Raw genomic sequence first — 26,333 nt, 5'->3', positions numbered from 1 at the left:
TGGCTGGGGAGTGTATTAGCGCAGGGTCAGCGCCAGGTCATTGAGTTGATCGATGACAATATTCCAGCCCTCGAAAAATCCCATCTGCTCATGCTGCTCGCGGGTTTCATCATCGGCATGCAGCACTGTGGCCGTATAGCGACACCCGCCCTGTTCATCGGCAAAAGTGATGATGGCCGTCATCGCGAAGGGGGAAACGGCGGGGCGATAATCCGCCGTCAGCATCGAGGTCATGACGATTTTTTGTTGCGGGATAACCTCAAGAAAACAGCCGGGGTTATCGCTGCGTTCACCGTCAGGGCCGTGCATCACGGTGTGAAAGGCCCCGCCGGCGCGAAAATCAAAGGTCAGAACCTCGGTTTGCCAGGGCTTCGGGCACCACCAGGTTCGGAGTAATGCCGGGTCGGCCCACGCGCGCCACAGGGCTGGGGCGGGCGCGCTGAGCAGACGGCTGATAACAAGATCGCGAGAATCGGTTGCGCTACGGGACATGCTACGACTCCTCAGGAAAAGGGGGAGCCCGTCCGCGGTGCGGACCGGCTATCAGGCTTCGTAGTAATTATAGATGCCGGCGGCCATCACCAACTGTGAGGCGACCTCATACGCTTTCTCGCGCCCCACCAGCAGATCGATCATTTTCAGGGCGAAATCAATCGATGTCCCTGGACCCTGACTGGTTAACAGATTCACCCGCGGATCCCAGACCACCCGCTTATCCTGCCACTGATCGGCGGGGATCTGCGCCTTCAGCGCTGGAAAACCGGTCATGTTGCCGATCGGGAACAGATGATGAGGTACCAGCACGGTCGCCGGAGCGGCGCAGATAGCGGCCACAATGCGCCCAGAGAGATGAAACTGGCGGACGGTTTCCACCAACAGCGGGCTGTCGCGAAAGCACTCCGCTCCCTTGAGGCCGCCCGGGAGGACGATAATATCGAAATCGCCATCGGCCACCTCGACCAGAGGAGCATCCGCCAGCAGCTTGACGCCGCGCGAGCAGACGATGGTCAGGCCGCCGTCGCTGGCGACGCTGGCGGTGGTCACCTTCACCCCGCCGCGGACCAGCAGGTCGATAGTGGTGACCGCTTCGGTCTCTTCGCTACCAGGGGCGAGGCAAATCAGTGCCGACGCGCTCATATTCATTCTCCTTACGCTTGACCAGTTCAAATAAGCGGGCGTTTTCCGGTACGGCAACGCCGTGGGCGCGGGCGCGGTTGAGCAGAAAACCGGTGATATAGTCGATCTCCGTGTGCCGCTGGGCGCGAACGTCCTGCAGCATGGATGAGATATTTTCTGCCGTACTTTCAATCACCTGTTCGACATAAAATAGCAGGTTTTCCGCCGAGGTATGAATACCTTCGCGCTCCATCACTGCCGCCACCTCGCGACAAATGGCCGCAACTTCCTGCGGATAGTCGCGCAGATCGCCATTTTTACACCCTTTTATCGCGGTCAGGGGATTAATCACGCAGTTAACCGCGAGTTTGCGCCAGGTGGCCGAGAAAATATTGTTGTGCCAGGCGACATCCGGCAGCACGTTCTGCAGCACTTCAGCGAGGTAGCTGTAGTCCTGTTCGTAGCTTTTCGCCGGCCCGATATGCGTGGTGCCCTGGGCGACGTGGATGATGACATTCCCGTCGCGGCGCGCCGCCTGGGTGGTGGAGGCCAGCAGCAACGGCTGTTTCACGCTGCGCAGCTCCTCGACGGTTCCCATGCCGTTATGCACCAGCACAATCGGCGTGGTGTCCGGCAGGATCGCGGCCAGGTGCTTCACCGCGTTTGAAACCTGCCAGGCTTTTAAAGTGACAATCAGCAGCTCGCTGCTGGCAAGAAAATCGGGATCGTTGGCCGTCAGCGACTCGTTGAACACCGAGCCGTCGGTTTCAATGACGTTGACGCTACAGAATGGCTGCGGCACGCGCAGCCAGCCCTGGACTTCATGTCCCTGTTTGCACAACGCGGTCAGCCATAGTTGTCCCAGTGCACCGCATCCCAGTACGGTTACTTTCATTGTTCCTCCTCATCTGCCGCTACCCCAGGCGCTGATGACTAAAGTCTATCTCGTCGCTTTTCGCATCGCCGCACGGAAAGGGAGTTTCGGCGTCGTCGGGCAGCATGGGGAAAATAGCGCGAGCGTTGCGTAATCAGCTAAGCTTCCGGGATAACAAGTTGAGTTATGCCGCGTTGCAGGTATTATGCAACGCAAAAGAAACGGAAGGAGAGGAAAAGATGCCATCTTTCGATATTGTCTCTGAAGTTGATCTTCAGGAAGCCCGTAACGCGGTAGACAACGCGAGCCGCGAAGTTGAGTCGCGTTTTGATTTTCGTGGCGTTGAAGCCACGTTTGAATTAAACGACGCCAACAAGACCATTAAAGTACTGAGCGAGTCTGACTTCCAGGTGAACCAGCTGCTGGATATCCTGCGCGCCAAGCTGCTCAAGCGCGGCATTGAAGGCACCTCCCTCGACGTGCCGGAAGATATCGTACACAGCGGTAAAACCTGGTTTGTTGAAGCGAAGCTGAAGCAGGGCATTGAAAGCGCGGTGCAGAAGAAGATCGTTAAACTGATCAAAGACAGCAAGCTGAAAGTGCAGGCCCAGATTCAGGGCGAAGAGATCCGCGTGACCGGTAAGTCCCGCGACGATCTGCAGTCGGTGATGGCGCTGGTGCGCGGTGGCGATCTGGGACAACCGTTCCAGTTCAAAAACTTCCGCGACTAAGGCGGCCGACAGACAGCAAAAAGCGGGGAATTCCCCGCTTTTTTTATACCCCTTTGATGAGCTGCTCTATCTCGAAGCGGTTGGTGACTTTGCTGTCGATTTTGATATACACCGAACGCTCCTCGGGCACCACCAGCGCCTGATGAACCCCGCTGGCATTCAGCAGACGCGCCTGCAGCGCGCTGTCGACCACCACGCCGTCCGGTACCTCTACCCGCAGGCTGCTGACGTAGGGCGGCTCGCTCATGGTGCTGGCCACCAGCAGCCACAGCATCGCCAGCAGGGCGCCCAGCAGAAACACAGTCTGCGAATCAAAGAAACCATCGACCCAACCGCCAAGGGCGCCGCCAATCGCCACCCCGAGGAACTGGCTGGTGGAGTAAACGCCCATCGCGGTGCCTTTGTAGCCCGCCGGCGACTCTTTGCTAATCAACGACGGCAGCAGCGCTTCCAGCAGGTTAAACGCCAGGAAGAAGAGCTGAACGCCCGCCACCAGCTCCCAGAAGTAGCCTCCGGCGCCCCAGAGGACAATCTCCGCAATCAGCAGGATGGCGACGCAGAGCAAAAAGACGCGCTTCATCTTACGCTTCACTTCGGCGTAGATGATAAACGGCACCACCGAGATGAAGGAGATAACCATGGTGACCAGGTAAATCTTCCAGTGCTCGGCGGCCGGGAAGCCGGCGGCCTCCAGCTGTCCGGGCAGCGCGACAAAAGTGGACATCAGCATGATGTGCAGGCACATGATGCCAAAGTTGAGCTTCAACAGGCGCGGCTCCGCCAGCACCTTGCTAAAGCAGCCCTTCACCATCCCGGATTCGCGGTTAAGCACGTGGTTCTGGCTGTTGGGAACCACCCACAGGGTGAGCAGAATGCCGACGGTCGCCAGGATGGCGATCATCCAGAACAGGGCGTGCAGACCCAGCTGATGGGTAATAATCGGCCCCAGCACCATGGCGATAGCGAAAGTGACGCCGAAGCTGACGCCAATAAACGCCATCGCTTTAGTGCGGTTCTGTTCGCGGGTGAGATCGGAGAGCAGGGCCATGACCGCGGCGGCGATGGCGCCGGAGCCCTGAAGGGCACGGCCAAGAATGATGCCCCAGATGGAGTCGGTGAGCGCGGCGATGACGCTGCCGAGCACGAAAATAAGCAGGCCGCCGACGATCAACGGCTTACGGCCAATACGGTCAGATAACAGTCCGAAGGGGATCTGGAACACCGCCTGCGCCAGACCGTAGATGCCGATCGCCAGGCCAATCAGCGCTTCACTGGCGCCCTGCAATGCCATGCCATACGTGGTCAGAACCGGCAGGACCATAAACATGCCAAGCATGCGCAGGGAGAATACCGTCCCCAAACCCCAGGTCGCGCGCAGTTCCCCTGGCGTCATTTTGTTATCGTTCATTACCACCTCAATATAAAAACTGCGCCTAGTGTAGCGGCGGGGGGTAAGAAGCGTAAATAAATGTTTGTTTAACAGATATTACGGGGCTGTTGCGCGATGCGACAAGTTGGTAAAAATCAATAAACCAGTGGAGGAGGACTCCACTGGCGAGGGGGAAAATTAAGGTAAAGTAAAGTCAACCCACTGGCTGCCGGCATCAGCCGATTTGACGCATTGCTCGACCCAATAGACGCCGTGCAGACCAGCTTCGACGTCCGGATACCAGAAGTCTTGCAGGAAGGCGCGATCGTCACGGTCCGTGGCGTCAATCGCCTGCGCATAGCGGCGATAGAGGTTGGCCCAGGCTTCAAACAGCCCTTCCGGATGACCGCCGCCGATGCGATCGTCCGCCAGCGCGTTTGCGCTCAGGTAGGGCATCCCGCGTTCCAGAATGCGCGCCGGCTCGCCCTGCACCTCATAGCTGAGCTGGTTAGGATGCTCATCCCACCATTCGATACTCGCTTTTTCGCCGACGATGCGTACTTTTTGCGAGTGCATGGCGCCGCTGTTCACCGCGCTGGTCCACATCGAGCCAACCGCGCCGTTGTCATATTCCATCAGGACAAAGGCGTTATCTTCCAGCGGCGCGCGAGAGGGAACAAAGCTCTGGCGGGAGCACATCAGCCGTTTGATATTGAGCTGTGGCGCCATGGTTTCGGCGACAAACAGCGGATGGGTGGCCAAATCTCCCAGCACATAGCTGGGCCCGGCGAACTTCGGCGTCACGCGCCAGCGGGTAGATTCTGCCTGCAGCTCGACGGCCTGGTTATGAAAGCCGTGGGCGAACTGCATATTGACGATGCGGATCTCGCCGAGCAGCCCATCGGCAATCATCTGCCGCGCCTGCTGGATCATCTGATAGCCGGCATAGCCGTAGGTGACGCCGACGATTTTGTTCTGTTTTTTACTCAGGTCCACCAGTTCGCGCGCCTCTTCGGCGGTAAAACAGAGGGGCTTTTCACAGATGACGTGGAGGCCCGCTTCCAGCGCCGCTTTGGTGATGGCGAAATGGGTATTATTCGGGGTGGTGACCGAGACGACCTCGATCCCGTCAGGGCGCTGCGCCTCTTCACGAAACAGGGTCTGGTAGTCGGCGTAGCAGCGCTCCGGCGCGATGCCCAGTTGCTCACCGAACGCGCGCCCGCGCTCGGCATCGACGTCAAGCGCGCCGGCCAGTAGGGTGTAAACATTGTCACGCAGCGCCGCACAGCGGTGGCTGTAGCCGATCTGGCTGGTTCCCCCGCCGCCGACCATGCCCCAACGCAGGGAACGGGATAAGGGTTTCAGACCGTTTAACATGGTGCTCTCCTTTTTGAAATCATTCGCACTCTGAGGCGCTCAATGCCGACGCCTGCGGCAACGCGCATCCGGATAGACTGACCTAAACTTAAGGAAATGTTTGTTCTGTTTCAATTGTATTGTGGAATTTATTTTTCATATATGCGAAGGAGATCGAATAAGCAGAAGTTTATTTTCCGCTGGGTTGAAAAGGAGAGGGGAATCAACGGCGACGGGTACAGGCCGGAATGTGGCGGAATGCTTTTCGTTACAGAGCAAGATGAAATAAATTTTCTTTTTAACCTCAACGTGCGGTGCAATCCGCAGATTGCACCGGAGGAAGACGACGACATTACGCTCCGCGCACAGATGCGGGGGCTGGCGAAGCGGCGGGAGGATTACCGGCCGCAAAGATACCCTTCGCCGCCAGGCCTGCGACGGTGAGGGCTGCCGGGATGCCGAGGATCAAAAAGACGCTTTCGAAGGGCAGGTTGAGCGCCATCATCTCAGCGCCAGCAAAGGCGCTGAGGATCGCGCCGATCCGCCCGACGCCGTGCATCCAGCTGGATCCCGTCGCTCGCGCCTGCGTGGGGTAGTAACGGGCGGAGAGGGCGTTCATGCCGGTATTGGCGCCGTTCAGGCAGGCGCCGCTGATAAACGCCAGCATACAGAGCAGGGCAAAGCTGCCCGCCGCGTAGCCCATCGCCATGGTAAACAGGCCGCCGACGGCGTAGATCATCCCCAGCGCGCGATGAGGATTGATGCGGTCCATCAGCCAGCCGGCAAACAGCGAGCCGAGGGTACCTCCCGCCTGGTAGATGGCCGTCATGACGGCCGCCTGGCTGACGGTAAGCCCGACCTCCTTAACCAGCGTTGGCAGCCAGCTGCCGAGAATATAGACGAGGAACAGCCCCATAAAGTAGACCAGCCATAGCATCAGCGAGCCAAAGCCATACTGGCGGGAGAGCACAATGCGCATCGCATTCCCGGCCGCCGGCTGCGCCGGCAGGATAAACGTCACGTTGTCGCTGATTTGTCCGGGATAAAGACGATTGAGGATGGCGCGAATGCGCGCCGCGGGCGCTTGTTTGATCACCAGAAAACGAACCGATTCCGGCAGCCGCCAGATAAGCAGGGGGGCAAACAGCAGCGGCAGAATGCCGCCGAGCGCCATCAGCGAGTGCCAGCCAAACTGCGGGATCAGCCATGACGCGGTAAATCCTCCGGCCGCCGCGCCGAAGGTGAAGCCGCAGAAGATGACGGTAATAATAAATGAGCGCTGGCGTTCCGGAGCGTATTCCGACACCAGCGTCCCGATGTTCGGCATCGCGGCGCCCAGTCCGAGGCCGGTCATAAAGCGGAAGAACATCATCTGCTCAATGTTGTGCGAGAAGGCGGTGGCGATGGTCCAGAAGCCGAAGAAGAAGACGCTGTTGATGATGATCTTCTTGCGTCCCAGCCAGTCGGCGAGCGGGCCAGAGAAAATCGCGCCCAGCGCGAGGCCGATCAGCGCGGCGCTAATCACCAGGCCCAACTGGTGGTTGCTTACCCCCCACTCCAGCTTCAGCGTCGGGGCGATAAAGCCCATGATCGCGATATCAAACCCATCAAGAGCGATAACGCAAAAGCCGAGAAAAATAATCTGCTTTTGAAAGCGGCTCAGAGGATTACGGTTAATTAACTCTCTGACATCCAGGCGTTGAGTCTGTGTCATAGCGTATTCCTTATGCGCAGGAGCGCAGGTAGGGCTGCGCGGCATTGAACAGTAATTGCGCCCGCTGGAGGGGCGGCAGGGCGCCCTGCTCACCGTCCAGCGGCACTTCGAGGGAGACCGGTAGCGTTGCCGGCAGTGCCGCCATCAGACCGTGCAGATCCAGACCGCCTTCCCCCGGCACGTTGCGCGCTGAGCGGGCCTGGCGGATGAGCTCCTGCTCGCTTTCCGGCCGCTGCGCCGCGCCATCGCAGAGTTGCATATAGTTCAGATGATGCGCGGGCAGGCTGGAGAGGGCGGCGAGCGATTCCCCCGCGCGCCAGAAATGAAGGGCGTCCACCAGGATGCCGATATCTTCCCGCCCGCTGGCGGCGATCAGCGCCTGCGCATCGGCGATCGTGCGCAGCTGGGTCCAGGGCATCGGCTCAAGGTTCATGGTCAGGCCAAATGAGCGACCGGCTGCGGCGAGAGTGGCCAGGTTGTCGGCGCTGCGCTGCAGGTTGTCGTCATTCCCGGCGACTAACACCTGTCCGGCGCCAAGCCGCGCGGCGGTCTCCATAAAGCGCTGCAGCCGATCGTCGAGGGTAAACCCCGGGCTGAGGCGGACGATCTCCACGTCCGAGACGCGGATGCCGGTTTCCATCAGCGCGACCAGGGTCGCGCGGACGGCGGGGGTATCGCCCAGCATGTTGTAGTCCGGGTCGGCGGGTGTGGCGGGCAGCAGCCGCAGTCCCACGTGGGTAAAACCGGTTCTGGCCGCTATCCGCACCTGTTCGGGGGGAGGGACATCGAGCAGGCTCAGCGCGGCGAGCGATAGGGTACGCATGTTCATAAAGGGCTCCGGTACAGTTGCAGGTGAAGTTAGCGAGGGGTGTTGCCGTCCCTGGTTTTTATTGCTTTGTTTTTATTGTGTTTGCCGCCAGATTTTTGCCCACCAGGTAGCCGAAGGTCATAGCCGGCCCGAGGGTGATCCCTCCGCTGGGGTAATAGCCGCGCATCACGCTCGACATGTCGTTGCCGATGGCGAACAGACCCGGTATCGGCTGCTGCTGCCCATCCAACACCCGAGCGTGCTCGTCGGTTTGTAACCCGCTAAAGGTGCCCAGCGAGCCGGGCAGAATGCGCACCGCGTAGAACGGCCCTTCGCGCAGCGGTCCGAGCGTCACCTGATGGTCACCCTGCGCGCGGTTATAGGCCGATGCGCCGCGGTGAAAATCGATGTCTTCACCGGTGCTGGCAAAATGGTTAAAGCGTGCAACGGTTTCCGCCAGCGCATCGGTATCGATGGCGCACCGCTTCGCCAGCTCGGCAAGGGTGTTTCCTCGCCGCAGATAGCCGGTACGCAGCCAGGCGGTAGGGGAGAATGGAAAGGGCCTGGCGTGGCCCAGGCCATAGCGGCGCAGCGCGCGCCGATCGGCCAGCAGCCAGGCCTGCGGCGTGTCGCCCGCGGGCGTCGCCGCCAGCAGGGCGGCGATAAAGTCGTGATAGGAGTCGGCCTCGTTAACAAAGCGTTTGCCGTTAGGCAGGACGGCGATCACCCCGGGCTTGGCGCGTTCCACCAGATGGGGAAACATCAGCTGCTGGCCGCTGGCGAGGGTGACGCGGGACACCGGCGCCCAGGCCAGCGGGTGGCGCAGGCGGGTATCGAACTGGCCGCCGACGGATTCGCCAAGGCGGATCCCCTCGCCCTGATTGTCAGGCGGCGCGGCGGAGAAATGGCCGTAACCCTCCGCGGCGTGAGGCACCACCTGCGCCAGGCGCTGCCGATCGTGGGGAAAACCGCCGCAGGCCAGCACCACGGCGCCCGCTTCGACGAGTATCTCCCCGCCGTCGCTGCGCAGCACTGCACCGGACACTCCCTGCGGACCCTGCAGCAGTCTGACCGCCGGGGCGTTGAGCTGAAAACGCACCCCGGCGTCGAGGGCGGATCGCAGCAGACGGGCGACCAGCGCATTGCCATTGACCAGATGCAGCCCTCGTCCGGCGCGCAGCCGCTGCCAGCCGTGGCGCAGCAGGCGGCGGGCGGCATACAGCGCAGAGCGCGGCGAGCGGGTAGCGTTGAAAAAATGCGCCATGTCCGCGCCGCCGGCGATGCCCATCCCGGCAAGACTGATGGTCTCCAGCGGCGGGCGCAGTCGGTGGAGCCAGTCGCCGAGCAGGCGGCCATCGTAGGGCTGAGCGGTGACCGACCGCCCACCGTTCGCCGCGCCCGGCGACGCGTGAAAGTCCGGCATGGTGCTGCCCGACAGAAACTTCACCGCCGTCCGTTGATGAAAAAAATCCACCATTTCCGGCCCGTAATGCAGGAAGGTCTGCAAGCGAACGTCGGCGGCTTCTCCCCCCATCTCATGCTGCAGATAGGTCAGCGGGGCATCGGCCGCTTCGTCGATGCCCTCCGCTCGCGCCAGCGGGTTGCGGGGGATCCACAGCCAGCCGCCGGACCAGGCGCTGGTCCCGCCGAGCACTGACGCTTTCTCCGCCACCATGACGCTGGCGCCGTGCACTGCCGCGGTGACCGCGGCAGAGAGTCCCGCCGCGCCGGATCCGACCACCAGCACATCCACCTTCACAGGCCCGCTCATGATGGACTCCTTATTGCAATGGTGAAAAAGCGGTGGGGCGCATCAGCACCGATTCGAGGCGCTCCACGGCGGCCAGTTCGCGGTTTTTCCGCGAGAAGGTCTGCCAGCGCTCGTCCTGGGCCATCCGTGCGCGGCGTACCAGGCGATCGTCCAGACTTTCGTAAGCCCAGATGTGCACTACCTGATTGACCACGCCGATCTCGGTAAAAAAGAAGCCGATCAGTTTGCCAAGATGGTCAGTTTGCACCGCCAGGGCATCGCTTTGGTACAGCGCCAGCCAGTCGGCCATTTTCAGCGGATTGATGGTGTAGGTGCGTTTTTCGTAGATCATGATGTTTTCCTGATTAGTAGGTGGCGGGTTGCGCCAGATGGCAGGCGGCGAGGTAGCCAAACGTCAGCCCCGGGCCAAGGGTGATGCCGGGACCCGGGTAGGTGCCGGCCATCAGCGAATCCATGTCGTTTCCCACCGCGTACAGCCCCGCAATGGGGTTGCCTTCAGCGTTGACGACCTGGGCATCGGCGGTGGTGACCAGACCTCGAGAAGTCCCCAGATCGCCGGTATAGAGTTTGATGGCATAGAACGGCGCGCTGAGCAGGGGAGCGTTGCAGGCGTCAGGATGACGGCCCGGATCGCCCATCGCCCGGTTATAGCTGTTGCCGCCTTTGGCAAACTCACGGTCCACACCCTGCGCGGCGTCACGATTGTAGCGGGCGACCGTCTCGCTCAGGGCGTGGGCATCCAGCCCAAGCTGCTGCGCCAGCGCGGCCAGGGTATCGGCTCTATGCAGATAGCCAGCGGCGATCAGGGCGTCATTGTTCACCGGCGCCGGGCGCGCCAGCCCGAGGCCATAACGCTTCATCGCCTGCGCGTCGCACAGTAAAAAGCAGGGGGCATTCTCCGCTGCACGCTGCATCGCGCTCGCAAAATGGTGATAGGAGCTGGACTCGTTAACGAAGCGTACCGCCCGCTGATTGACGGCAATCACGCCCGGCTTGGCCCGGTCGGTCACCAGGTGGGGGAAGCGCTCCTCGCTGCCGTCGGCCCGGGTCAGCACCGATACCGGCGCCCAGAAAAAGTTGGACGCGCGATCGGCTCCCTCGCGAGCGTTAAGTGCCGCCGCAAGACGCAGCGCAGCGCCATCATTGGCTGGCGGCGACATGGTGAAGTGCTCTCGGGTGTGAGGCCGATAGCGCGCCGCCAGCGCGCCAGCGGCAAAGCCGCCTGCGGCTAGCACCACCCCACGGCGGGCGTGTAGCGTCTCTTTTTGCCCCTGATAGTCAATCTCTACCCCGGTGACCGCGCCTTGCGATTCGCACAGCGCCAGCACATTGACATTCAGCCGAAGGCTCATGCCTTTACGCAGCGCCGTGGTCGCCATGCGGGCAATCAGCGCATTGCCCATCGCCAGGCGGGTGCCGCGAGGATATTTCACCCGGTCGCGGGCGTAGCGCAGCAGCAGCCGGGTGCAATGGGCCAGGGAGCGCAGCGAGCGACGCATATCGAGAAAATGTTGAATGTCGACGCGGTTGACCATCATCCCGCCAAACAGCAGCATCCCCGGCGGAGGCGAGCGCAGGTCGCGAAACGCGTCCCCCAGTTCACGGCCGTCATACTCGACCACCTCCAGCGCCCGACCGACGTCGACGGCGCCGGGCTCATCCGGATAGTAATCGGGTGAGAGCGGGCGCAGGCTATATTTCACCGCCCCCTCGCGCTCCAGAAAGGCGAGGGCCTCTCGCCCGGCGCGGACAAACGCCTCGGCGATATCTTCGCGGTAGTGGGCCTCGCCGATAATGGTTCGTAGATAGGTTTTGATCGCTTCGGCGCTACCGCTTTTGCCCTCGGCGCGCGCCTGGTCGGTATCGTGCAGCCACACGGCGCCGCCGGAGATAGCCGAGGTGCCGCCGAACTGACCGGCTTTCTCCAGCATCAGCACCGACAGCCCTTTGCAGCTGGCGGTGACCGCGGCGGCAAAGCCAGCGGCGCCACTGCCGATGACGATCACATCCCAGCTTTTCATGCCGCCGCTCCCTGCGCCGACGGGATGGCGCCGATAAACTGGCCCATCAGCGTCATCTGCGCCAGCGCCATTTCCGGCCCAGTCTGTACCCGGCAGCCGCGGGCGGCGGCGAAGGTGAGCAACGGCGTCATCACCGGAGCGGTGACAACGTCGGCCACGTGGGTGGCGCTGTCGAGCGTCTCCAGCAGCGCCTGGGGTAGGGGCAGTGCATCAAACCCGGCCATGCCGGCCGGCGAGCCGTTGATCAGCAGATCGACACCGTGCAGGCTGTCCGGCAGCGTGCTCAGTTGCACCGCCGGAAAGGCCTCAGTCAGAAGATCGTGCAGGCGTTGCCGGGTGGCCGGGTTTTGATCGTGCAGCGCCAGTTGGCGGATCCCCGCCTCGCACAATCCCCAGGCGATGGCGCTGCCGACGCCGCCGCAACCGGAGAGCAGCGCCTGCTTACCTGCCGGCTGAAAACCCTGTGCCTCGGCGGCAAGCTGAAATCCGACGCCGTCCAGCATATCGCCCTGTAACCGGCCATCCGCCAGCTTGTGGATCACATTGATGGCGTTGAGTCGGCGAGCGCGCGGCGTAAGCTCGTCGACCAGCGCGGCGGCGCGTTGTTTATGCGGTACCGTCACCAGCACGCCGCTCATGTTCTGCCAGCCGCGCAGGGCGTTGAGGTAGGCGGCCACCGCGTCCGGGACGATATCCACCGGGATCATGACGCTGTCCATGTGCTGTTCGGCAAAGTAGCGGTTGAAGTTATCCGGTGATTTCACCTGGGCGATCGGATGACCAATCACGGCGACAACCTGGGTAGTTCCACTGACCATTTCAAACCTCATTTGTTAAATGAATGTTGTGAAAGTATTTCAGCGGAAGCTGGGAGCGACAACGCAGAATTCGGACATGTTGGTTGTTAATCGCACCATCGCTGCGATAATCGCAGGAAATCGATAATGATGTTGCAAAAATGTGAGCGAATATGCAAAACACCATTCATCCACGCGATCTGATCGTCGGTTTACAAAAAGGGTTGGCGTTGATCCAGCTTTTTTCCAAAAACTGCCCAAAGCTCACTGTTGCCCAGGCGGCGAAAATGAGCGGTCTGACACAAAGCGCGGCACGACGTTTTTTGTTGACGCTGCTGCATGATCGTTATTTGCAAACCGATGGGCGCTATTACTGGCTTACCCCGAAGACCCTGCGGCTTGGCCAGGCCTATGTTGATTCGGCGCAGTTTCCACGCATGGTGCGACCGATTGTCGAATACATCGCCAGCCGGACCGAAGAGCACGCCTCGGTGGGGGTGGTGGATGAAGATGAGCTGGTCTATATCGCCCGCAGCCGGCATACGCCGTTTAACTCCACGTCGGTTCGGCTAGGGGAGCGGGTGCCCATCTTCTGTACCGCCGGGGGGCGATTATGGCTGGCTTCGCTGCCGGAAGCAGAGTGTGAAGCGGTTCTGCAGCGCATTACCCGGGAACAACGCACGCCCTATACGGTGACCGACGTCGCGCCGCTGATGGAGAAAATCGCTCAGGTGCGGCGTCAGGGATACGCCACCATTGAACAGGAGTTTGAGATTGGCATGCTGGTGCTGGCGGTACCGTTAACCGACAGGGAAGGAACCTGGTGGGGAGCGCTAAGTCTGACCAGCCATCAATCGCGGACCTCGCTGGAAGCGTTATGCCGTGATCATCTCGATCTGCTCTACAGCGCGCAAGCGATGCTGGTGGGGTAAACAGGGCAGCCGATGCGCTGCCCTCGGCAAGATGTCGCTTAGGCTGATGCTTTGTTCAGGAAACTGCTCCAGTCGCTGGCGGCGTTATCGACAAAGGTGTTCCAGCTGTTGCCGGCGGTATTGACGAAGCTTCCCCAGTTATCCTTACCGGCGGTCACAAAGGTTTCCCAATTTGACTGACCGGTCAGGAAGGAACCAAACGCCATTGTGCTGTCGCAGACGAACGAGGCGAATGCGTTGCCAGAGGTGAGGACAAATGAGGTGAAACCGATGCCCGAGTTGGCGACGAAGCTGGCGAAGCCGCTGGCCGCGCCGAACAGGTTAAAGCCGCCGGAGATGTAGTCCATTTCGTTCAGTGTTAACTCTTTCATTGCAATTCCTTGTATTGAATATTTCCAAAACGGGCGTAAGCCCGAGGCGAAAGGTAGCACCGTAGAGCTGAACGGGGCGAGCGACGTCCGGTTGGTATAAGCTCATTTTTTCCTCATTTATTAGCGGGTAGCTACGAAAACGGTGTGGGGGAGGGGAGGGAAGTATGAATTGAGAAAGGAAAAAGACATTAAACAGAAAAGAAAAAGCCCCGTCAAAACGGGGCTTTATATCATACTGGAGCGGGTGATTATCTCACATAAGCCAGCAGACTATGTGAATCCGGCACCATAAAGTCAACGGACATCATCACGGACAGCGCAGTGATGGCAACGATGGAAAAGACGAAGAGCTTACGCGCCCAGACTTTATCATCTGCCACTTTGTAGCCGCGCAGCGCCATGCCCAGCCACCAGACGCTGACCGCTGCCGCTACGACCAGGTATTTGTACCCGGCATAGCCGCCCAGCGAGAGCATCAGGGTCGCAACGGCAAAGGCGACGATGTACAGCGTAATATGGTTTTTGGCGACCGATATACCTTTCACTACCGGCAGCACCGGAATATTCGCCGCCTGATAATCCTTGAAGCGGAAAATCGCGATGGCGTAGGAGTGAGGCATCTGCCACAGGCTAAAGATAGCCAACAGGATAGCCGCACCGCTGTCGAAATCACCGGTCACTGCGCAGTAGCCAATCACCGGCGGCGCTGCGCCGGAGAGTGAGCCAATCAGCGTGCCATAGACGGAGTGGCGTTTCATGTACAGGCTGTAGACGCCGACATAAACCACGAACCCCATCACCCCCAGCCAGCAGGCCAGCGGATTTGCGCCGAACCACAGCAGCATAAAGCCAGCAATACCCAGCAAGGTGGCGTACACCAGCGAAGCTTCTGGCGAGATCAGCCCTTTGACCAGCACCCGGTTTTTCGTCCGTTCCATCTTACGATCGATGTCCCGGTCGATGTAGTTGTTGAATACACAACCCGAGGCGACCACCAGGGATACTCCAAGGAGCGTCCAGACGAACAGCGGATAGTCGATGTGGCCTTTGGAGGCCAGCAGGAAACCGCCGATCACGGAGATCAGGTTGCCAAAAATAATGCCTGGTTTCGTAACTTGCAGGTATTGCTTAAACATACTCGCCGCTCTTAGTGCATCATCATGTTGTAGTTCAGGTTCCACATAATCCAGATGGAGCCGACAACCACGATCGCAATGATGATTACGGTGAAGATAAATGCGGTCAGGTTCCAGCCTTCATCGGACTTGCTGTTCATATGCAGGAAGTACACGAGGTGTACCACGATCTGCACCACAGCGGTCACCAGAATGGTGCCAAGGATAACCGCATGCGAGGCGGAGCCACTCATCACCATGGCGAACGGAATGACCGTCAGGATGATGGACAGGATAAATCCTGTCATGTAGCTCTTCACGCTGCCGTGAGAAGCGCCGCTATGATCGGTAGAATGACTCATTACATCGCCCCCATCAGATAGACAACCGAGAACACGCAGATCCACACCACGTCCAGGAAGTGCCAGAACAGGCTCAGGCACAGGATACGGGTGCGGTTAGTGCTGGTCAGGCCACGACGTGAAACCTGGAACATCAGCACCGCCATCCAGATAAGACCGGAGGTCACGTGCAGACCGTGGGTGCCGACCAGCGCGAAGAACGCGGACAGGAAGCCACTACGATCCGGACCAAAGCCTTCCATGATCAGGTGATGGAATTCATAGATTTCCATCCCGATAAATCCGGCGCCAAACAACCAGGTCAACGCCAGCCAGGAAACCACCTGGCTCTTGTTGTTTTTGTACATGGCGATAGCCGCCATGCCGTAGGTGATGGAGCTGAACAGCAGCAGTGCGGTTTCAACCAGAACGAACGGCAGTTCGAAAATATCTTTGCCAGTTGGTCCGCCGGCCGTGCCGTTCACCAGAACGGCATAGGTAGCAAACAGCGTAGCGAAGATAATGCAGTCGCTCATCAGGTAGATCCAGAAACCGAATACCTTCATCGGTCCTGTATCATGGTGCCCGTGTTCATGCGCGTGGGCAGTATGCGCAAGAGTATCAGTTGCCATTTTTCAGCCCTGCTTTGTTAATCTCATCGAAATGCTGTTTTTCCAGTTTTTCGACTTCTGCAACCGGTACGTAGTAATCCACGTCCTCGTCAAAGCTCTTAATAATCCAGGTCGCTACGATGCCGATGAAGCTGGCGATCGCCATCCACCAGATATGCCAGATCATGGCGAAACCAAATACCGTAGCGAAGGCGGCAATGACGATGCCGGCGCCGCTGTTCTTCGGCATATGAATTTCTTCATAGTGAGCAGGCTGTTTGTACGCTTCACCTTTCTCTTTCATTTCCCAGAAGGCGTCACGCTCGTGAACCTGAGGAACGATAGCGAAGTTGTAGAACGGCGGTGGAGAAGAGGTTGCCCACTCCAGCGTACGGCCACCCCATGGGTCACCGGTCAGGTCACGGTTCTGATCGCGGTCGCGAATAGAGACGTAGAACTGAATCAGCTGGCACAGGATACCGCAGGCGATCAGCGCCGCACCGCAAGCTGCAACAACCAGCATCGGGTGGAACTGCGGATCGATCTGCTGGCTCAGACGACGGGTCATCCCCATGAAGCCCAGCACGTACAGCGGCATAAACGCCACGAAGAAGCCGATGATCCAGAACCAGAAAGCGCGTTTGCCCCAGGTTTCGTTCAGGGTGAAGCCAAAGGCTTTCGGCCACCAGTAGGTCAGACCGGCGAAGCAACCGAACACCACACCGCCGATGATAACGTTATGGAAGTGCGCGATCAGGAACAGGCTGTTGTGCAGAACGAAGTCTGCGCCCGGTACCGCCAGCAGCACACCGGTCATCCCACCGACGGAGAAGGTGACGATAAAGCCGATAGTCCACATCATCGCCGAGTTGAAGACGATGCGGCCCTGATACATGGTGAACAGCCAGTTGAAGATCTTAACCCCGGTCGGGATCGCGATAATCATGGTGGTAATACCGAAGAAGGCGTTTACGTTCGCGCCAGCACCCATGGTGAAGAAGTGGTGCAGCCAAACGATGAACGACAGAACGGTAATACAGACGGTTGCCCACACCAGAGAGGTGTAACCGAACAGACGCTTACGCGAGAAGGTCGCGGCGATTTCGGAGAAGACCCCGAACACCGGCAGAACCAGGATGTACACTTCCGGGTGACCCCAGGCCCAAATCAGGTTGATGTACATCATCATGTTGCCACCCATATCGTTGGTAAAGAAATGGGTGCCCAGGTAACGATCCAGGGTCAGCAGCGCGATGGTGACGGTCAGAATTGGGAAAGAGGCGATAATCAGGATGTTAGCGCACAGAGATGCCCAGGAGAATACCGGCATCTTGAACATGGTCATGCCCGGGGCGCGCATCTTGATAATGGTCACGAAGAAGTTAATACCGGTCAGGGTAGTACCGATACCGGAGAGCTGCAGCGCCCAAATCCAGTAGTCGACCCCTACGCCAGGACTGTATTCAATTCCCGACAGCGGCGGATAAGCCAGCCAACCGGTCTGCGCGAACTCACCGACGCCCAGAGACAGGTTAACCAGAATCACGCCCACAACGGTGAACCAGAAGCTCAGGTTGTTGAGGAACGGGAAGGCTACGTCGCGTGCGCCGAGCTGAAGCGGAACCACCAGGTTCATCAGACCGATAACGAACGGCATCGCCACGAAGAAGATCATGATAACGCCGTGGGCGGTAAAGATCTGATCGTAGTGATGAGGCGGCAGGAAGCCTGCTTCCCCGGCCGAGGCCAGCACCTGCTGGCTACGCATCATGATGGCGTCCGCAAAGCCACGCAGCAGCATGACGATTGCCACGATAACGTACATGATACCGAGACGTTTGTGGTCGACAGAAGTCAGCCACTCGTTCCATAGGTAGGACCACTTACCGAAGTAAGTGATGGCTGCCAGAAGCGCCAGTCCCCCAATGATAATCGCAGCCACCGTTACCACGATAATAGGTTCGTGGTAGGGCACTGCATCCAGTGTAAGTTTTCCGAACATCGTTTTCTTCCTCGGCCCCTTAGTGAGCGGTTTCCGCGTGGCTCATGTCCATGCCTTCCATCCCGTCGTGAGCGGCATGCTCGCCTTCAGGTTTGGACATGTTCATGCTCTCGTGAGACATGAATTTGTTCACAACATCTTTGAACAGATCCGGTTTCACGTTAGAGAAGTATTCCACTTTGTTGTATTCGCTAGGCACAGCCACTTTCTCGAACGCGGCCATAGAGTCCATGGCGTTCGGAGACTGTTTCGCTTTTTCAACCCACTGATCGAAAGTTGCACGATCCGGGGTAGCAATCGCTTTGAACTTCATACCAGAGAAGCCCGGGCCACTGTAGCTAGCGGAGATACCGTCATAAGTACCAGCTTCGTCAGCAATGAGGTGCAGCTGAGTCTGCATCCCGGCCATTGCGTAGATCTGGCTGCCTAAGCGCGGAATAAAGAACGAGTTCATCACCGAGTTAGAGGTCACTTTGAAGTGTACCGGTACGTTCGCCGGGAAGGCGATTTCGTTAACGGTAGCAATACCCTGTTCCGGATAGATAAAGAACCATTTCCAGTCCATCGATACGACTTCGATGGTGATTGGTTTCTCGTCATGGACAAGCGGTTTGCTTGGCTCCAGTGCGTGAGTGGTTTTCCAGGTCAGAACGGCCAGGAACAGGATGATCAGAATAGGTACCGTCCAGACCACAGCTTCCACTTTATTGGAGTGTGACCAGTTCGGGCTATACTTCGCATCTTTATTGCTCGCGCGATACTTCCAGGCAAATCCTACTGCCATCAAGACGGCCGGAATAACGACAATCATCATCAGGCCGAAGGCCGTCAGAATCAAAGAGCGTTGCTCCAGTCCAATCTGTCCTTTTGGGTCAAGGAGTGCAGAATCACAACCACTGAGTAATACAGTACCTGCGATTAATGACATCCATCCCAAACTTTTATTGTATTTCCTGAGTCTCATTGAACGACCTCAATTCCACGGGATCTGGTGGCGTTTAAAGTGTATGGGCATTTTACGGTAAGGTTGCATTACTGTAAACATGATTGGATCTCTGTCAGTTCTGTGTTAGCGGCTTCTGCTTGGTTTGTCACATATGTTACGTAGTGTTACGTAATCGCTTGCAAAGCCTGATTTTCGTAGGATCGATAACGAAAGGGATAAGAAAAGGTGTACTTAGCGGCGAATGGGCATAACCACCCAAAAATTAGAACAATTGTTTAACATTTAATTATCAAATAAAAGACATTGTGGAAACGTGAAATAAAAACGGCGTAGCTGAATCGGTTAAATTATTTAAAGAATCGAATGAAAACTGTCAATAATTTCCAGAAAACAAAAACGCACAAAACAACAAATAGCGCGGCGGGCAATATAAAAGCGTTAATAAGCCGTTATAATTACGTTTCGTAATTACAACGGCTAATAATGATGCAGCGTCCTTAAATGAGGTGGGTTTTACGCAGCGCCAGGTAGTCGAGCAGGCCGCCGAACAAAATACCGCCAACGGCGGTCAGCGCGGCAACCTCCAGCAGGCCGGACAGGAAGCTGAACGACGTATAATCCAGCGCGTTGAGGATCAGCAGACCCAGCCATACCGCCAGCAGCAGGCAGCCCAGCGTCAGGATCCCCAGCGCCAGCGCATAGGCCTGCGGATATTCGCTACGCGGTATAAAGCTTGCCGTGCGTTGGGTATGCTCGAGCGTTTGTCGGCACAGCAGCAGCAGCGCGATCCCCGGCACCGCCGCGACCACGGAGAAGAGATAGAAGGCGGACCAGCCGTGGGCCTCGACAAACCAGCCGGCAATCGGCCCGACGTACACGCGGCCAACCGCGGACAGCGCCGAGAGCAGCGCGAACTGGGTGGCGGAGAACGACTTGTTGCACAGCGTCATCAGCAGCGCCACAAACGCCGCCGTCCCCATTCCCCCGCACAGATTTTCAAAGAATACCGCGGTCGCCATGGAATAGAGGTGCTTATCGGTAATCGACAGCAGCCAGTAGCCGGCGTTGGAAACCCCCTGCAGCAGACCGAAGATCAGCAGCGCCCGGAACAGCGTCAATCGCTGCATCAGGACGCCGCCGTACAGGGCGCCAAGAATGGTGGCGAACAGGCCTAAGGTTTTGTTCACCATTCCCACCTCGCCGGCGTCAAAACCGACGCCGCGGATGAGAAAGGTGGTGGTCAGACTCATGGCAAACGCATCGCCAAGCTTATAAAGAACGATGAGCAGCAGAATCAGCCAGGCGTTGTTACGGCCGAAAAAATCTCGCAGCGGTTCAGCTACCGCCTGCTCCAGCGACCGGGGAACCGGGATAACGTCGCTTGGCTCGGGCGCCAGCAGCGTGGCGATGATGCAGGGCACCAGCAGCGCCGCCATCAGCCAGTACATGCCCTGCCAGCCGAGATAGCGGTCGGCGATCCACAGGGCCAGACCACCGGAGACCAGCATCCCGAGGCGATAGCCCAGCACGCTGATCGCGGCGCCGGTGCCGCGCTCTTCCGCTGGCAGAACGTCGGTTTTCCAGGCGTCAAAAACAATATCCTGCGACGCCGAACAGAAGGCGATCACTACCGCCAGAGCCGCCATCCAGCGCAGCTGGGAGGCAGGTTCGAGAAAGCCCATCGCCGCGATGGCCAGCAGAAGCAGGACCTGGGTGGTCACCAACCAGCCGCGACGGCGCCCGAGAAACGGCGGCGTGTAGCGGTCCATCAGCGGGGACCAGAGGAATTTAAAGACATAGGCCTGGCCGACAAGCGAGAAAAAACCGATCGTTTTCAGATCGATGTTTTCCACCGTCATCCAGGCCTGCAGGGTACCGGAGGTGAGGGCCAGCGGCAGACCGGAGGCGAAGCCGAGGATCAGCAAAATCGCTGATTTAGGCTGCTGAAAAATGCGTAAGTAGTGACTGGACATAGCATAAAGCACGAACCCGGCGGAGGCCGGGTTCGTGGGGGCATTAACGCGCGTTTTGCTTGATGAAATCGTGGATGCTGGTGTCCTGCGCCATATCGGCGATGGTATCAGTCAGGACGCTGTTGACGGCATCAGCGATGTTTTTGTTCGAGGCCTGGAAGGCACCTTCTACCGAGTAGCTGGCGCGGTAGTTTTTGGTCATCTTCGTGCCGTTTGCCGCGGTGGCGATGATGGCGATATCGGCTTTGGTGGCGATGTTGTAGCGCACGTTGCCCTGGGAGACGTCAGCGTAGAGTTTGTTGACGATGATCTGCAGATCGACTGCGCCGTTCGGGCCAATCATGTAGCCGCGCGCGGTCATTTGTTTCTCCAGCACTTCCTGCAGCAGGAAGCGCAGATCGCGGGAGGCGGTAAGGGTGACCTGTTGGTTGTCGCGCGTCACTTTCGCCAGCGCCTGGTCCGGACGCTGGTCGGCGCCGTTGATGCTGACGGTCACGCCCATCAGGCTAGGATCCTGCTGCGGCAGCGTGATTTTCGGCGATACTTCAATGGTGGTCGGCGGCGTGGCGCATCCTGCCAGCATAAACATGGCGACCAACGGGAAAAGGATCTTCTTAAGCATGTTCAGGTCTCAACGCATGGTGTTGTTATAAGGAAAATTACCGCCATCATAGCATTGCCAACGGCAAGGGGAAGTGGCAACGCGTGTAAATCCATCGCCCTGGCGGTTTTCTGAGCGTCCCGCCACGGTTAATCGCTCTTTCCCCGGCGGATCTGGCGACCAGAGCCAGTAAACGTGATACTTTTGAATGAAAATATCAGAACAATGCTAATTTTTTGTTGTTTTCTCCTAATGGAAGCGGTAAAAGCGGCTAACATTTAAATGGAGTGGCGGCATCTCAGCGTTGTCGGAGGAGAAAATTCATGATGATACGTGAACAGATCGAAGCAAAACTTAGAGCAGCGTTCGACCCGATGTATCTCGAAGTCGTGGATGAAAGTTATCGTCACAACGTCCCTGCGGGCTCTGAAAGTCATTTTAAAGTGGTGTTAGTGAGCGATCGCTTCACTGGCGAGCGTTTCCTAAATCGCCACCGTATGATCTACGGCACGCTAACCGAGGAGCTGTCGAATACGGTGCACGCCCTGGCGCTGCACACCTACACGATTAAAGAATGGGAAGCGCTACAGGATACGGTTTTCGCCTCGCCGCCGTGCCGCGGCGCGGGGAGCATCGCCTAGAAATCCCATTTGCAACCGCTGGCGCTTTTCCAGTATGTTGCTTGCAGATTTAGCAAAAACGGCCTACGGGCCGTTTTGTTTTGCCTGGAAAATGCGCAAACTCAGCGCTTTTGCGGACAAAATTGAGCGGGAAATGTGAAAAATGCCGCAGCACCAGGCGACAACCGTTCTCGACTCACAAAAGTGATGCCGCTATAATGCCGCGTCTTATATATGAATGTCTTCGGGATGATTCTGACGACAGGGAATGTGTTTCTGATTTGAAGAGGGCATCCCGGTTCTGCGAAGCCACCTACACGCGCTTCCAGAGTTGACCGAGCACTGTGATTTTTTTGAGGTAACAAGATGCAAGTTTCAGTTGAAACCACTCAGGGCCTTGGGCGCCGTGTAACGATTACTATCGCCGCTGACAGCATCGAGAATGCTGTCAAAAGCGAGCTGGTCAACGTAGCGAAAAAAGTTCGCATTGACGGCTTCCGTAAAGGCAAAGTGCCGATGAATGTTGTTGCTCAGCGCTATGGCGCTTCCGTTCGTCAGGACGTGCTGGGCGACCTGATGAGCCGTCATTTCGTTGACGCGATCATCAAAGAAAAAATCAATCCGGCCGGCGCGCCGAACTACGTTCCGGGCGAATACAAACTGGGTGAAGACTTCACCTACGCGGTAGAGTTCGAAGTGTATCCGGAAGTTGAACTGCAGGGTCTGGAAGCGATCGAAGTAGAAAAACCGGTTGTTGAAGTGACTGACGCTGACGTTGACACCATGCTGGAAACCCTGCGCAAGCAGCAGGCAACCTGGAAAGAAAAAGAAGGCGCGGTTGACGCTGAAGATCGCGTAACCATCGACTTCACCGGTTCCGTAGATGGTGAAGAGTTCGAAGGCGGCAAAGCTTCTGACTTCGTACTGGCGATGGGCCAGGGTCGCATGATCCCGGGCTTCGAAGACGGTATCAAAGGCCACAAAGCGGGTGACGAGTTCACCATCGACGTGACCTTCCCGGAAGAATACCACGCAGAAAACCTGAAAGGTAAAGCGGCTAAGTTCGTTATCAACCTGAAGAAAGTTGAAGAACGTGAACTGCCGGAGCTGACCGAAGAATTCATCAAACGTTTCGGCGTGGAAGATGGTTCCGTCGCTGGCCTGCGCGCTGAAGTGCGTAAAAACATGGAACGCGAGCTGAAAGGCGCTGTGCGTAACCGCGTGAAGTCTCAGGCTATCGAAGGTCTGGTTAAAGCTAACGACATCGACGTTCCGGCAGCTCTGATCGACAGCGAAATCGATGTGCTGCGTCGCCAGGCTGCTCAGCGTTTCGGTGGCAACGAGAAACAGGCCCTGGAACTGCCGCGCGAACTGTTCGAAGAGCAGGCTAAACGCCGCGTAGTGGTTGGCCTGCTGCTGGGCGAAGTGATTCGCACCAACGAGCTGAAAGCTGACGAAGAGCGCGTGAAAGGCCTGATCGAAGAGATGGCTTCTGCTTACGAAGATCCGTCAGAAGTGGTTGAGTTCTACAGCAAGAACAAAGAGCTGATGGACAACATGCGCAACGTGGCGCTGGAAGAGCAGGCTGTTGAAGCCGTGCTGGCGAAAGCCAAAGTGTCTGAAAAAGCCACTTCCTTCAACGAACTGATGAACCAGCAGGCGTAATTTCGCCGCGATTGTTCAAGGTTCGGGCAAAAACCCGTTGCCGAAAGGCGGCGGGTTTTTTTTTAGGATAATGATAGCCTCAGGCACGGTGCTAAAACGCATTTACCATGATAGCGTTACAGCAAAAGCTTGTTATGCTTGAAATATGGCAACGCCATCCCCATTACCGAGGGAGGCAACTGCATCCGCAATCGCACGCGTGTTGAAGAGGCGGTGACGCGTTCAGCGGATAGAAACTGTGGCTGATAATCCGTCCGTAAGGTTACAATCAGTGCAGCAGGTATTTTAAAATTACTCCAGGAGACGGAAATGTCATACAGTGGCGAACGAGACAACTTTGCACCCCATATGGCCCTGGTGCCGATGGTCATTGAACAGACCTCACGCGGTGAACGTTCTTTTGATATCTACTCCCGTCTGCTTAAGGAACGCGTCATTTTTCTGACCGGCCAGGTCGAAGACCACATGGCAAACCTGATCGTGGCGCAGATGCTGTTTCTGGAAGCGGAAAACCCGGAAAAAGACATTTACCTGTACATTAACTCTCCGGGCGGGGTGATCACCGCCGGGATGTCGATTTATGACACCATGCAGTTCATCAAGCCGGACGTCAGCACCATCTGTATGGGCCAGGCCGCGTCCATGGGCGCGTTCCTGCTGACCGCCGGGGCGAAGGGCAAGCGTTTCTGCCTGCCGAACTCCCGCGTGATGATCCACCAGCCGCTGGGCGGCTATCAGGGGCAGGCGACGGATATTGAGATCCACGCCCGTGAAATCCTGAAGGTGAAAGGACGCATGAATGAGCTGATGGCGCATCATACCGGCCAGTCTCTTGAGCAGATTGAGCGTGACACCGAGCGTGACCGCTTCCTGTCTGCTGCGGAAGCCGTGGAGTACGGACTGGTCGACTCTATTTTGACCCATCGTAATTGATGCCCTGGGCGTAAGGGTGCCGCTTTACGCTTCATCCTTCTCGCCACGTTTGCTGAGCGGTTGGCATTTTTCCGGACGCTTGCCGGGCAGGCAGGCGGCCGGTCGCTTCGCTACCGCCGCGATGTAGCGCGAAGGATTTTGTGTATATACTAATGAAGGGCGGCACAACGCTATATGGCGGCTTGCGCCTGAGAATGGCATTTGCGTCGTCGTGTGCGGCACAAAGAACTTAAAAAGAGGTTTGGACTCATGACAGATAAACGCAAAGATGGATCGGGCAAATTGTTGTATTGCTCTTTTTGCGGCAAAAGCCAGCATGAAGTGCGTAAGCTGATCGCCGGGCCATCCGTGTATATCTGCGACGAATGCGTTGATTTATGTAACGACATCATTCGCGAAGAGATTAAAGAAGTTGCGCCGCACCGCGAGCGCAGCGCGCTGCCGACGCCGCACGAGATTCGCCACCACCTTGATGACTACGTCATCGGTCAGGAACAGGCGAAAAAAGTGTTGGCGGTCGCGGTATACAACCACTACAAACGTCTGCGCAATGGCGATACCAGCAATGGCGTAGAGCTGGGTAAAAGTAACATCCTGCTGATCGGGCCGACCGGCTCCGGTAAAACGCTGCTGGCGGAAACGCTGGCGCGCCTGCTGGATGTGCCGTTTACCATGGCGGACGCTACTACCCTGACCGAAGCCGGTTATGTGGGTGAGGACGTCGAAAATATCATTCAGAAACTGCTGCAGAAGTGCGATTACGACGTGCAGAAAGCGCAGCGCGGCATCGTCTATATCGACGAAATCGACAAAATTTCGCGTAAGTCCGATAACCCGTCGATTACTCGCGATGTCTCCGGCGAAGGCGTGCAGCAGGCGCTGCTGAAGCTCATCGAAGGCACCGTCGCCGCCGTTCCACCGCAGGGCGGGCGTAAACACCCGCAGCAGGAGTTCCTGCAGGTTGATACCTCCAAGATCCTGTTTATCTGCGGCGGCGCGTTTGCCGGTCTGGACAAAGTGATTTCCCACCGTGTGGAAACCGGCTCCGGCATTGGTTTTGGCGCGACGGTTAAAGCGAAGTCCGACAAAGCGAGCGAAGGCGAGCTGCTGGCCCAGGTCGAGCCGGAAGATCTGATCAAGTTTGGTTTGATTCCGGAATTCATCGGCCGTCTGCCGGTCGTGGCGACCCTGAACGAGCTGAGCGAAGAAGCGCTGATCCAGATCCTGAAAGAGCCGAAAAACGCCCTGACCAAGCAGTATCAGGCGCTGTTTAGCCTTGAAGGCGCAGAGCTTGAATTCCGCGACGAAGCGCTGGATGCCATTGCCAAGAAAGCGATGGCGCGTAAAACCGGCGCCCGTGGCCTGCGTTCCATTGTGGAAGCGGCGCTGCTGGACACCATGTATGATCTGCCTTCGATGGAAGATGTCGAAAAAGTGGTCATTGATGAGTCGGTTATCGCCGGTCAGAGCAAACCGCTGCTGATCTACGGCAAACCGGAAGCGCAGCAGGCATCTGGCGAATAATTAGCCATTTCACTCAAGCAGTTAACAAAAAGGGGGGATTTTATCTCCCCTTTTATTTTTCCTGCATTCCCGCCGTTGAATGTGTGGAATACATCCCCATATACTGGATTACATATTAACGACGATGCAGTGGAGTGTGGCG

25 protein-coding genes are annotated in these 26,333 nt (G+C 57.8%); 6 read left to right on the top strand and 19 right to left on the bottom strand.

The annotated features are described in order from the left end of the window. Positions 1–15: 15 nt before the first annotated feature. From ACLEXF_RS13605 to panE, 3 genes are read right to left on the bottom strand one after another with little or no spacing between them, the layout of a single operon-like run. The gene (locus ACLEXF_RS13605) at positions 16–492 is read right to left on the bottom strand and encodes an SRPBCC family protein (RefSeq protein WP_004204821.1); all 477 of its coding nucleotides are present in this window, start codon (positions 490–492) and stop codon (positions 16–18) included. A 51-nt stretch (positions 493–543) separates the two neighbouring features. Then, the gene (gene yajL, locus ACLEXF_RS13600; protein WP_004204820.1) at positions 544–1,137 is read right to left on the bottom strand and encodes a protein deglycase YajL; all 594 of its coding nucleotides are present in this window, start codon (positions 1,135–1,137) and stop codon (positions 544–546) included. Continuing rightward, on the bottom strand, positions 1,100–2,011 hold the full coding sequence (gene panE, locus ACLEXF_RS13595) for a 2-dehydropantoate 2-reductase (RefSeq protein ID WP_017898925.1): 912 nt from the start codon (positions 2,009–2,011) through the stop codon (positions 1,100–1,102). Before panE ends, yajL begins: the two co-directional genes overlap by 38 nt. A gap of 218 nt (positions 2,012–2,229) precedes the next feature. Here panE and ACLEXF_RS13590 point away from each other — a divergent pair, with 218 nt between their 5' ends. Then, positions 2,230–2,721 (top strand): YajQ family cyclic di-GMP-binding protein, encoded by a 492-nt coding sequence (locus ACLEXF_RS13590; RefSeq protein WP_002891465.1) that lies wholly within the window; start codon positions 2,230–2,232, stop codon positions 2,719–2,721. 43 nt (positions 2,722–2,764) lie between these two features. Here the strand turns inward: ACLEXF_RS13590 and ACLEXF_RS13585 are convergent, their stop codons facing one another. From ACLEXF_RS13585 to ACLEXF_RS13550, 8 genes are all read right to left on the bottom strand, one after another. Continuing rightward, on the bottom strand, positions 2,765–4,129 hold the full coding sequence (locus ACLEXF_RS13585; protein ID WP_004204817.1) for an MFS transporter: 1,365 nt from the start codon (positions 4,127–4,129) through the stop codon (positions 2,765–2,767). 159 nt (positions 4,130–4,288) lie between these two features. Then, entirely contained in the window at positions 4,289–5,467 is a 1,179-nt protein-coding gene (locus tag ACLEXF_RS13580; protein WP_004204816.1) for a Gfo/Idh/MocA family protein, read from the bottom strand. A 331-nt stretch (positions 5,468–5,798) separates the two neighbouring features. Continuing rightward, positions 5,799–7,160, bottom strand: coding sequence for an MFS transporter (locus ACLEXF_RS13575; RefSeq protein ID WP_017898923.1), 1,362 nt, complete (start codon positions 7,158–7,160; stop codon positions 5,799–5,801). A gap of 10 nt (positions 7,161–7,170) precedes the next feature. After that, positions 7,171–7,989, bottom strand: a complete 819-nt coding sequence (locus ACLEXF_RS13570) for a sugar phosphate isomerase/epimerase family protein (protein ID WP_043521452.1) — start codon at positions 7,987–7,989, stop codon at positions 7,171–7,173. 58 nt (positions 7,990–8,047) lie between these two features. Continuing rightward, positions 8,048–9,739: an FAD-dependent oxidoreductase gene (locus ACLEXF_RS13565; RefSeq protein WP_043521451.1), complete on the bottom strand. Its 1,692-nt coding sequence runs from the start codon at positions 9,737–9,739 to the stop codon at positions 8,048–8,050. Positions 9,740–9,749: 10 nt separating this feature from the next. Continuing rightward, positions 9,750–10,070 (bottom strand): NIPSNAP family protein, encoded by a 321-nt coding sequence (locus tag ACLEXF_RS13560; protein WP_004204812.1) that lies wholly within the window; start codon positions 10,068–10,070, stop codon positions 9,750–9,752. Between the two features lie 13 nt (positions 10,071–10,083). Then, positions 10,084–11,760, bottom strand: coding sequence for an FAD-dependent oxidoreductase (locus ACLEXF_RS13555; protein ID WP_043521450.1), 1,677 nt, complete (start codon positions 11,758–11,760; stop codon positions 10,084–10,086). Next, positions 11,757–12,578 (bottom strand): shikimate dehydrogenase family protein, encoded by an 822-nt coding sequence (locus ACLEXF_RS13550; protein ID WP_043521449.1) that lies wholly within the window; start codon positions 12,576–12,578, stop codon positions 11,757–11,759. Before ACLEXF_RS13550 ends, ACLEXF_RS13555 begins: the two co-directional genes overlap by 4 nt. A gap of 152 nt (positions 12,579–12,730) precedes the next feature. Here ACLEXF_RS13550 and ACLEXF_RS13545 point away from each other — a divergent pair, with 152 nt between their 5' ends. Beyond that, a complete protein-coding gene (locus ACLEXF_RS13545; RefSeq protein ID WP_004204808.1) occupies positions 12,731–13,489 on the top strand; it encodes an IclR family transcriptional regulator domain-containing protein in 759 nt (252 codons plus the stop codon). 38 nt (positions 13,490–13,527) lie between these two features. On the opposite strand, the gene ACLEXF_RS13540 is transcribed toward ACLEXF_RS13545, so the two are convergent. From ACLEXF_RS13540 to ACLEXF_RS13505, 8 genes are all read right to left on the bottom strand, one after another. Beyond that, positions 13,528–13,860: a hypothetical protein gene (locus tag ACLEXF_RS13540; protein WP_017898918.1), complete on the bottom strand. Its 333-nt coding sequence runs from the start codon at positions 13,858–13,860 to the stop codon at positions 13,528–13,530. A gap of 248 nt (positions 13,861–14,108) precedes the next feature. Continuing rightward, the gene (cyoE, locus tag ACLEXF_RS13535) at positions 14,109–14,996 is read right to left on the bottom strand and encodes a heme o synthase (protein ID WP_002891629.1); all 888 of its coding nucleotides are present in this window, start codon (positions 14,994–14,996) and stop codon (positions 14,109–14,111) included. An 11-nt stretch (positions 14,997–15,007) separates the two neighbouring features. Then, positions 15,008–15,337 (bottom strand): cytochrome o ubiquinol oxidase subunit IV, encoded by a 330-nt coding sequence (locus ACLEXF_RS13530; RefSeq protein ID WP_002891634.1) that lies wholly within the window; start codon positions 15,335–15,337, stop codon positions 15,008–15,010. Further along, positions 15,337–15,948, bottom strand: coding sequence for a cytochrome o ubiquinol oxidase subunit III (locus ACLEXF_RS13525; protein ID WP_002891635.1), 612 nt, complete (start codon positions 15,946–15,948; stop codon positions 15,337–15,339). The genes ACLEXF_RS13530 and ACLEXF_RS13525 overlap by 1 nt, the downstream gene beginning before the upstream one ends. After that, a complete protein-coding gene (gene cyoB / locus ACLEXF_RS13520; protein WP_004204804.1) occupies positions 15,938–17,929 on the bottom strand; it encodes a cytochrome o ubiquinol oxidase subunit I in 1,992 nt (663 codons plus the stop codon). Before cyoB ends, ACLEXF_RS13525 begins: the two co-directional genes overlap by 11 nt. Positions 17,930–17,948: 19 nt before the next feature. Continuing rightward, positions 17,949–18,893, bottom strand: a complete 945-nt coding sequence (gene cyoA, locus ACLEXF_RS13515; protein ID WP_004204802.1) for a cytochrome o ubiquinol oxidase subunit II — start codon at positions 18,891–18,893, stop codon at positions 17,949–17,951. Positions 18,894–19,372: 479 nt separating this feature from the next. Then, positions 19,373–20,848, bottom strand: a complete 1,476-nt coding sequence (gene ampG, locus ACLEXF_RS13510; protein ID WP_043521448.1) for a muropeptide MFS transporter AmpG — start codon at positions 20,846–20,848, stop codon at positions 19,373–19,375. A gap of 43 nt (positions 20,849–20,891) precedes the next feature. Further along, positions 20,892–21,470, bottom strand: coding sequence for a lipoprotein (locus ACLEXF_RS13505; protein WP_004204800.1), 579 nt, complete (start codon positions 21,468–21,470; stop codon positions 20,892–20,894). A 302-nt stretch (positions 21,471–21,772) separates the two neighbouring features. Between ACLEXF_RS13505 and bolA the strand changes: the two genes are divergently transcribed. The 4 genes from bolA to clpX all read left to right on the top strand — a co-directional run bounded on the left by bolA (position 21,773) and on the right by clpX (position 26,191). Beyond that, positions 21,773–22,090 carry a transcriptional regulator BolA gene (bolA, locus tag ACLEXF_RS13500; protein WP_002891649.1) on the top strand — a complete coding sequence of 106 codons (318 nt, stop codon included), beginning with the start codon at positions 21,773–21,775 and terminating at the stop codon, positions 22,088–22,090. Positions 22,091–22,435: 345 nt separating this feature from the next. Continuing rightward, positions 22,436–23,734, top strand: coding sequence for a trigger factor (gene tig / locus ACLEXF_RS13495; RefSeq protein ID WP_004204798.1), 1,299 nt, complete (start codon positions 22,436–22,438; stop codon positions 23,732–23,734). Between the two features lie 309 nt (positions 23,735–24,043). Then, a complete protein-coding gene (gene clpP, locus ACLEXF_RS13490) occupies positions 24,044–24,667 on the top strand; it encodes an ATP-dependent Clp endopeptidase proteolytic subunit ClpP (RefSeq protein WP_002891804.1) in 624 nt (207 codons plus the stop codon). Between the two features lie 249 nt (positions 24,668–24,916). Next, positions 24,917–26,191 (top strand): ATP-dependent protease ATP-binding subunit ClpX, encoded by a 1,275-nt coding sequence (gene clpX / locus ACLEXF_RS13485; RefSeq protein WP_002891807.1) that lies wholly within the window; start codon positions 24,917–24,919, stop codon positions 26,189–26,191. Positions 26,192–26,333 lie beyond the last annotated feature (142 nt).

The organism is Klebsiella pneumoniae complex sp. WS1778 (assembly GCF_049472055.1).
GTDB lineage: Bacteria > Pseudomonadota > Gammaproteobacteria > Enterobacterales > Enterobacteriaceae > Klebsiella > Klebsiella quasipneumoniae.
Note: the sequence above shows the minus strand (reverse complement) of the source record. Positions and strands in the feature narration are given on the sequence as shown.

Excerpts from the sequence above, each read along its gene's own strand:
- ACLEXF_RS13605 (WP_004204821.1), bottom strand. The coding sequence starts at position 492 with ATGTCCCGTAGCGCAACCGATTCTCGCGATCTTGTTATCAGCCGTCTG.
- yajL (WP_004204820.1), bottom strand. The coding sequence starts at position 1,137 with ATGAGCGCGTCGGCACTGATTTGCCTCGCCCCTGGTAGCGAAGAGACC.
- panE (WP_017898925.1), bottom strand. The coding sequence starts at position 2,011 with ATGAAAGTAACCGTACTGGGATGCGGTGCACTGGGACAACTATGGCTG.
- ACLEXF_RS13590 (WP_002891465.1), top strand. The coding sequence starts at position 2,230 with ATGCCATCTTTCGATATTGTCTCTGAAGTTGATCTTCAGGAAGCCCGT.
- ACLEXF_RS13585 (WP_004204817.1), bottom strand. The coding sequence starts at position 4,129 with ATGAACGATAACAAAATGACGCCAGGGGAACTGCGCGCGACCTGGGGT.
- ACLEXF_RS13580 (WP_004204816.1), bottom strand. The coding sequence starts at position 5,467 with ATGTTAAACGGTCTGAAACCCTTATCCCGTTCCCTGCGTTGGGGCATG.
- ACLEXF_RS13575 (WP_017898923.1), bottom strand. The coding sequence starts at position 7,160 with ATGACACAGACTCAACGCCTGGATGTCAGAGAGTTAATTAACCGTAAT.
- ACLEXF_RS13570 (WP_043521452.1), bottom strand. The coding sequence starts at position 7,989 with ATGAACATGCGTACCCTATCGCTCGCCGCGCTGAGCCTGCTCGATGTC.
- ACLEXF_RS13565 (WP_043521451.1), bottom strand. The coding sequence starts at position 9,739 with ATGAGCGGGCCTGTGAAGGTGGATGTGCTGGTGGTCGGATCCGGCGCG.
- ACLEXF_RS13560 (WP_004204812.1), bottom strand. The coding sequence starts at position 10,070 with ATGATCTACGAAAAACGCACCTACACCATCAATCCGCTGAAAATGGCC.
- ACLEXF_RS13555 (WP_043521450.1), bottom strand. The coding sequence starts at position 11,760 with ATGAAAAGCTGGGATGTGATCGTCATCGGCAGTGGCGCCGCTGGCTTT.
- ACLEXF_RS13550 (WP_043521449.1), bottom strand. The coding sequence starts at position 12,578 with ATGGTCAGTGGAACTACCCAGGTTGTCGCCGTGATTGGTCATCCGATC.
- ACLEXF_RS13545 (WP_004204808.1), top strand. The coding sequence starts at position 12,731 with ATGCAAAACACCATTCATCCACGCGATCTGATCGTCGGTTTACAAAAA.
- ACLEXF_RS13540 (WP_017898918.1), bottom strand. The coding sequence starts at position 13,860 with ATGAAAGAGTTAACACTGAACGAAATGGACTACATCTCCGGCGGCTTT.
- cyoE (WP_002891629.1), bottom strand. The coding sequence starts at position 14,996 with ATGTTTAAGCAATACCTGCAAGTTACGAAACCAGGCATTATTTTTGGC.
- ACLEXF_RS13530 (WP_002891634.1), bottom strand. The coding sequence starts at position 15,337 with ATGAGTCATTCTACCGATCATAGCGGCGCTTCTCACGGCAGCGTGAAG.
- ACLEXF_RS13525 (WP_002891635.1), bottom strand. The coding sequence starts at position 15,948 with ATGGCAACTGATACTCTTGCGCATACTGCCCACGCGCATGAACACGGG.
- cyoB (WP_004204804.1), bottom strand. The coding sequence starts at position 17,929 with ATGTTCGGAAAACTTACACTGGATGCAGTGCCCTACCACGAACCTATT.
- cyoA (WP_004204802.1), bottom strand. The coding sequence starts at position 18,893 with ATGAGACTCAGGAAATACAATAAAAGTTTGGGATGGATGTCATTAATC.
- ampG (WP_043521448.1), bottom strand. The coding sequence starts at position 20,848 with ATGTCCAGTCACTACTTACGCATTTTTCAGCAGCCTAAATCAGCGATT.
- ACLEXF_RS13505 (WP_004204800.1), bottom strand. The coding sequence starts at position 21,470 with ATGCTTAAGAAGATCCTTTTCCCGTTGGTCGCCATGTTTATGCTGGCA.
- bolA (WP_002891649.1), top strand. The coding sequence starts at position 21,773 with ATGATGATACGTGAACAGATCGAAGCAAAACTTAGAGCAGCGTTCGAC.
- tig (WP_004204798.1), top strand. The coding sequence starts at position 22,436 with ATGCAAGTTTCAGTTGAAACCACTCAGGGCCTTGGGCGCCGTGTAACG.
- clpP (WP_002891804.1), top strand. The coding sequence starts at position 24,044 with ATGTCATACAGTGGCGAACGAGACAACTTTGCACCCCATATGGCCCTG.
- clpX (WP_002891807.1), top strand. The coding sequence starts at position 24,917 with ATGACAGATAAACGCAAAGATGGATCGGGCAAATTGTTGTATTGCTCT.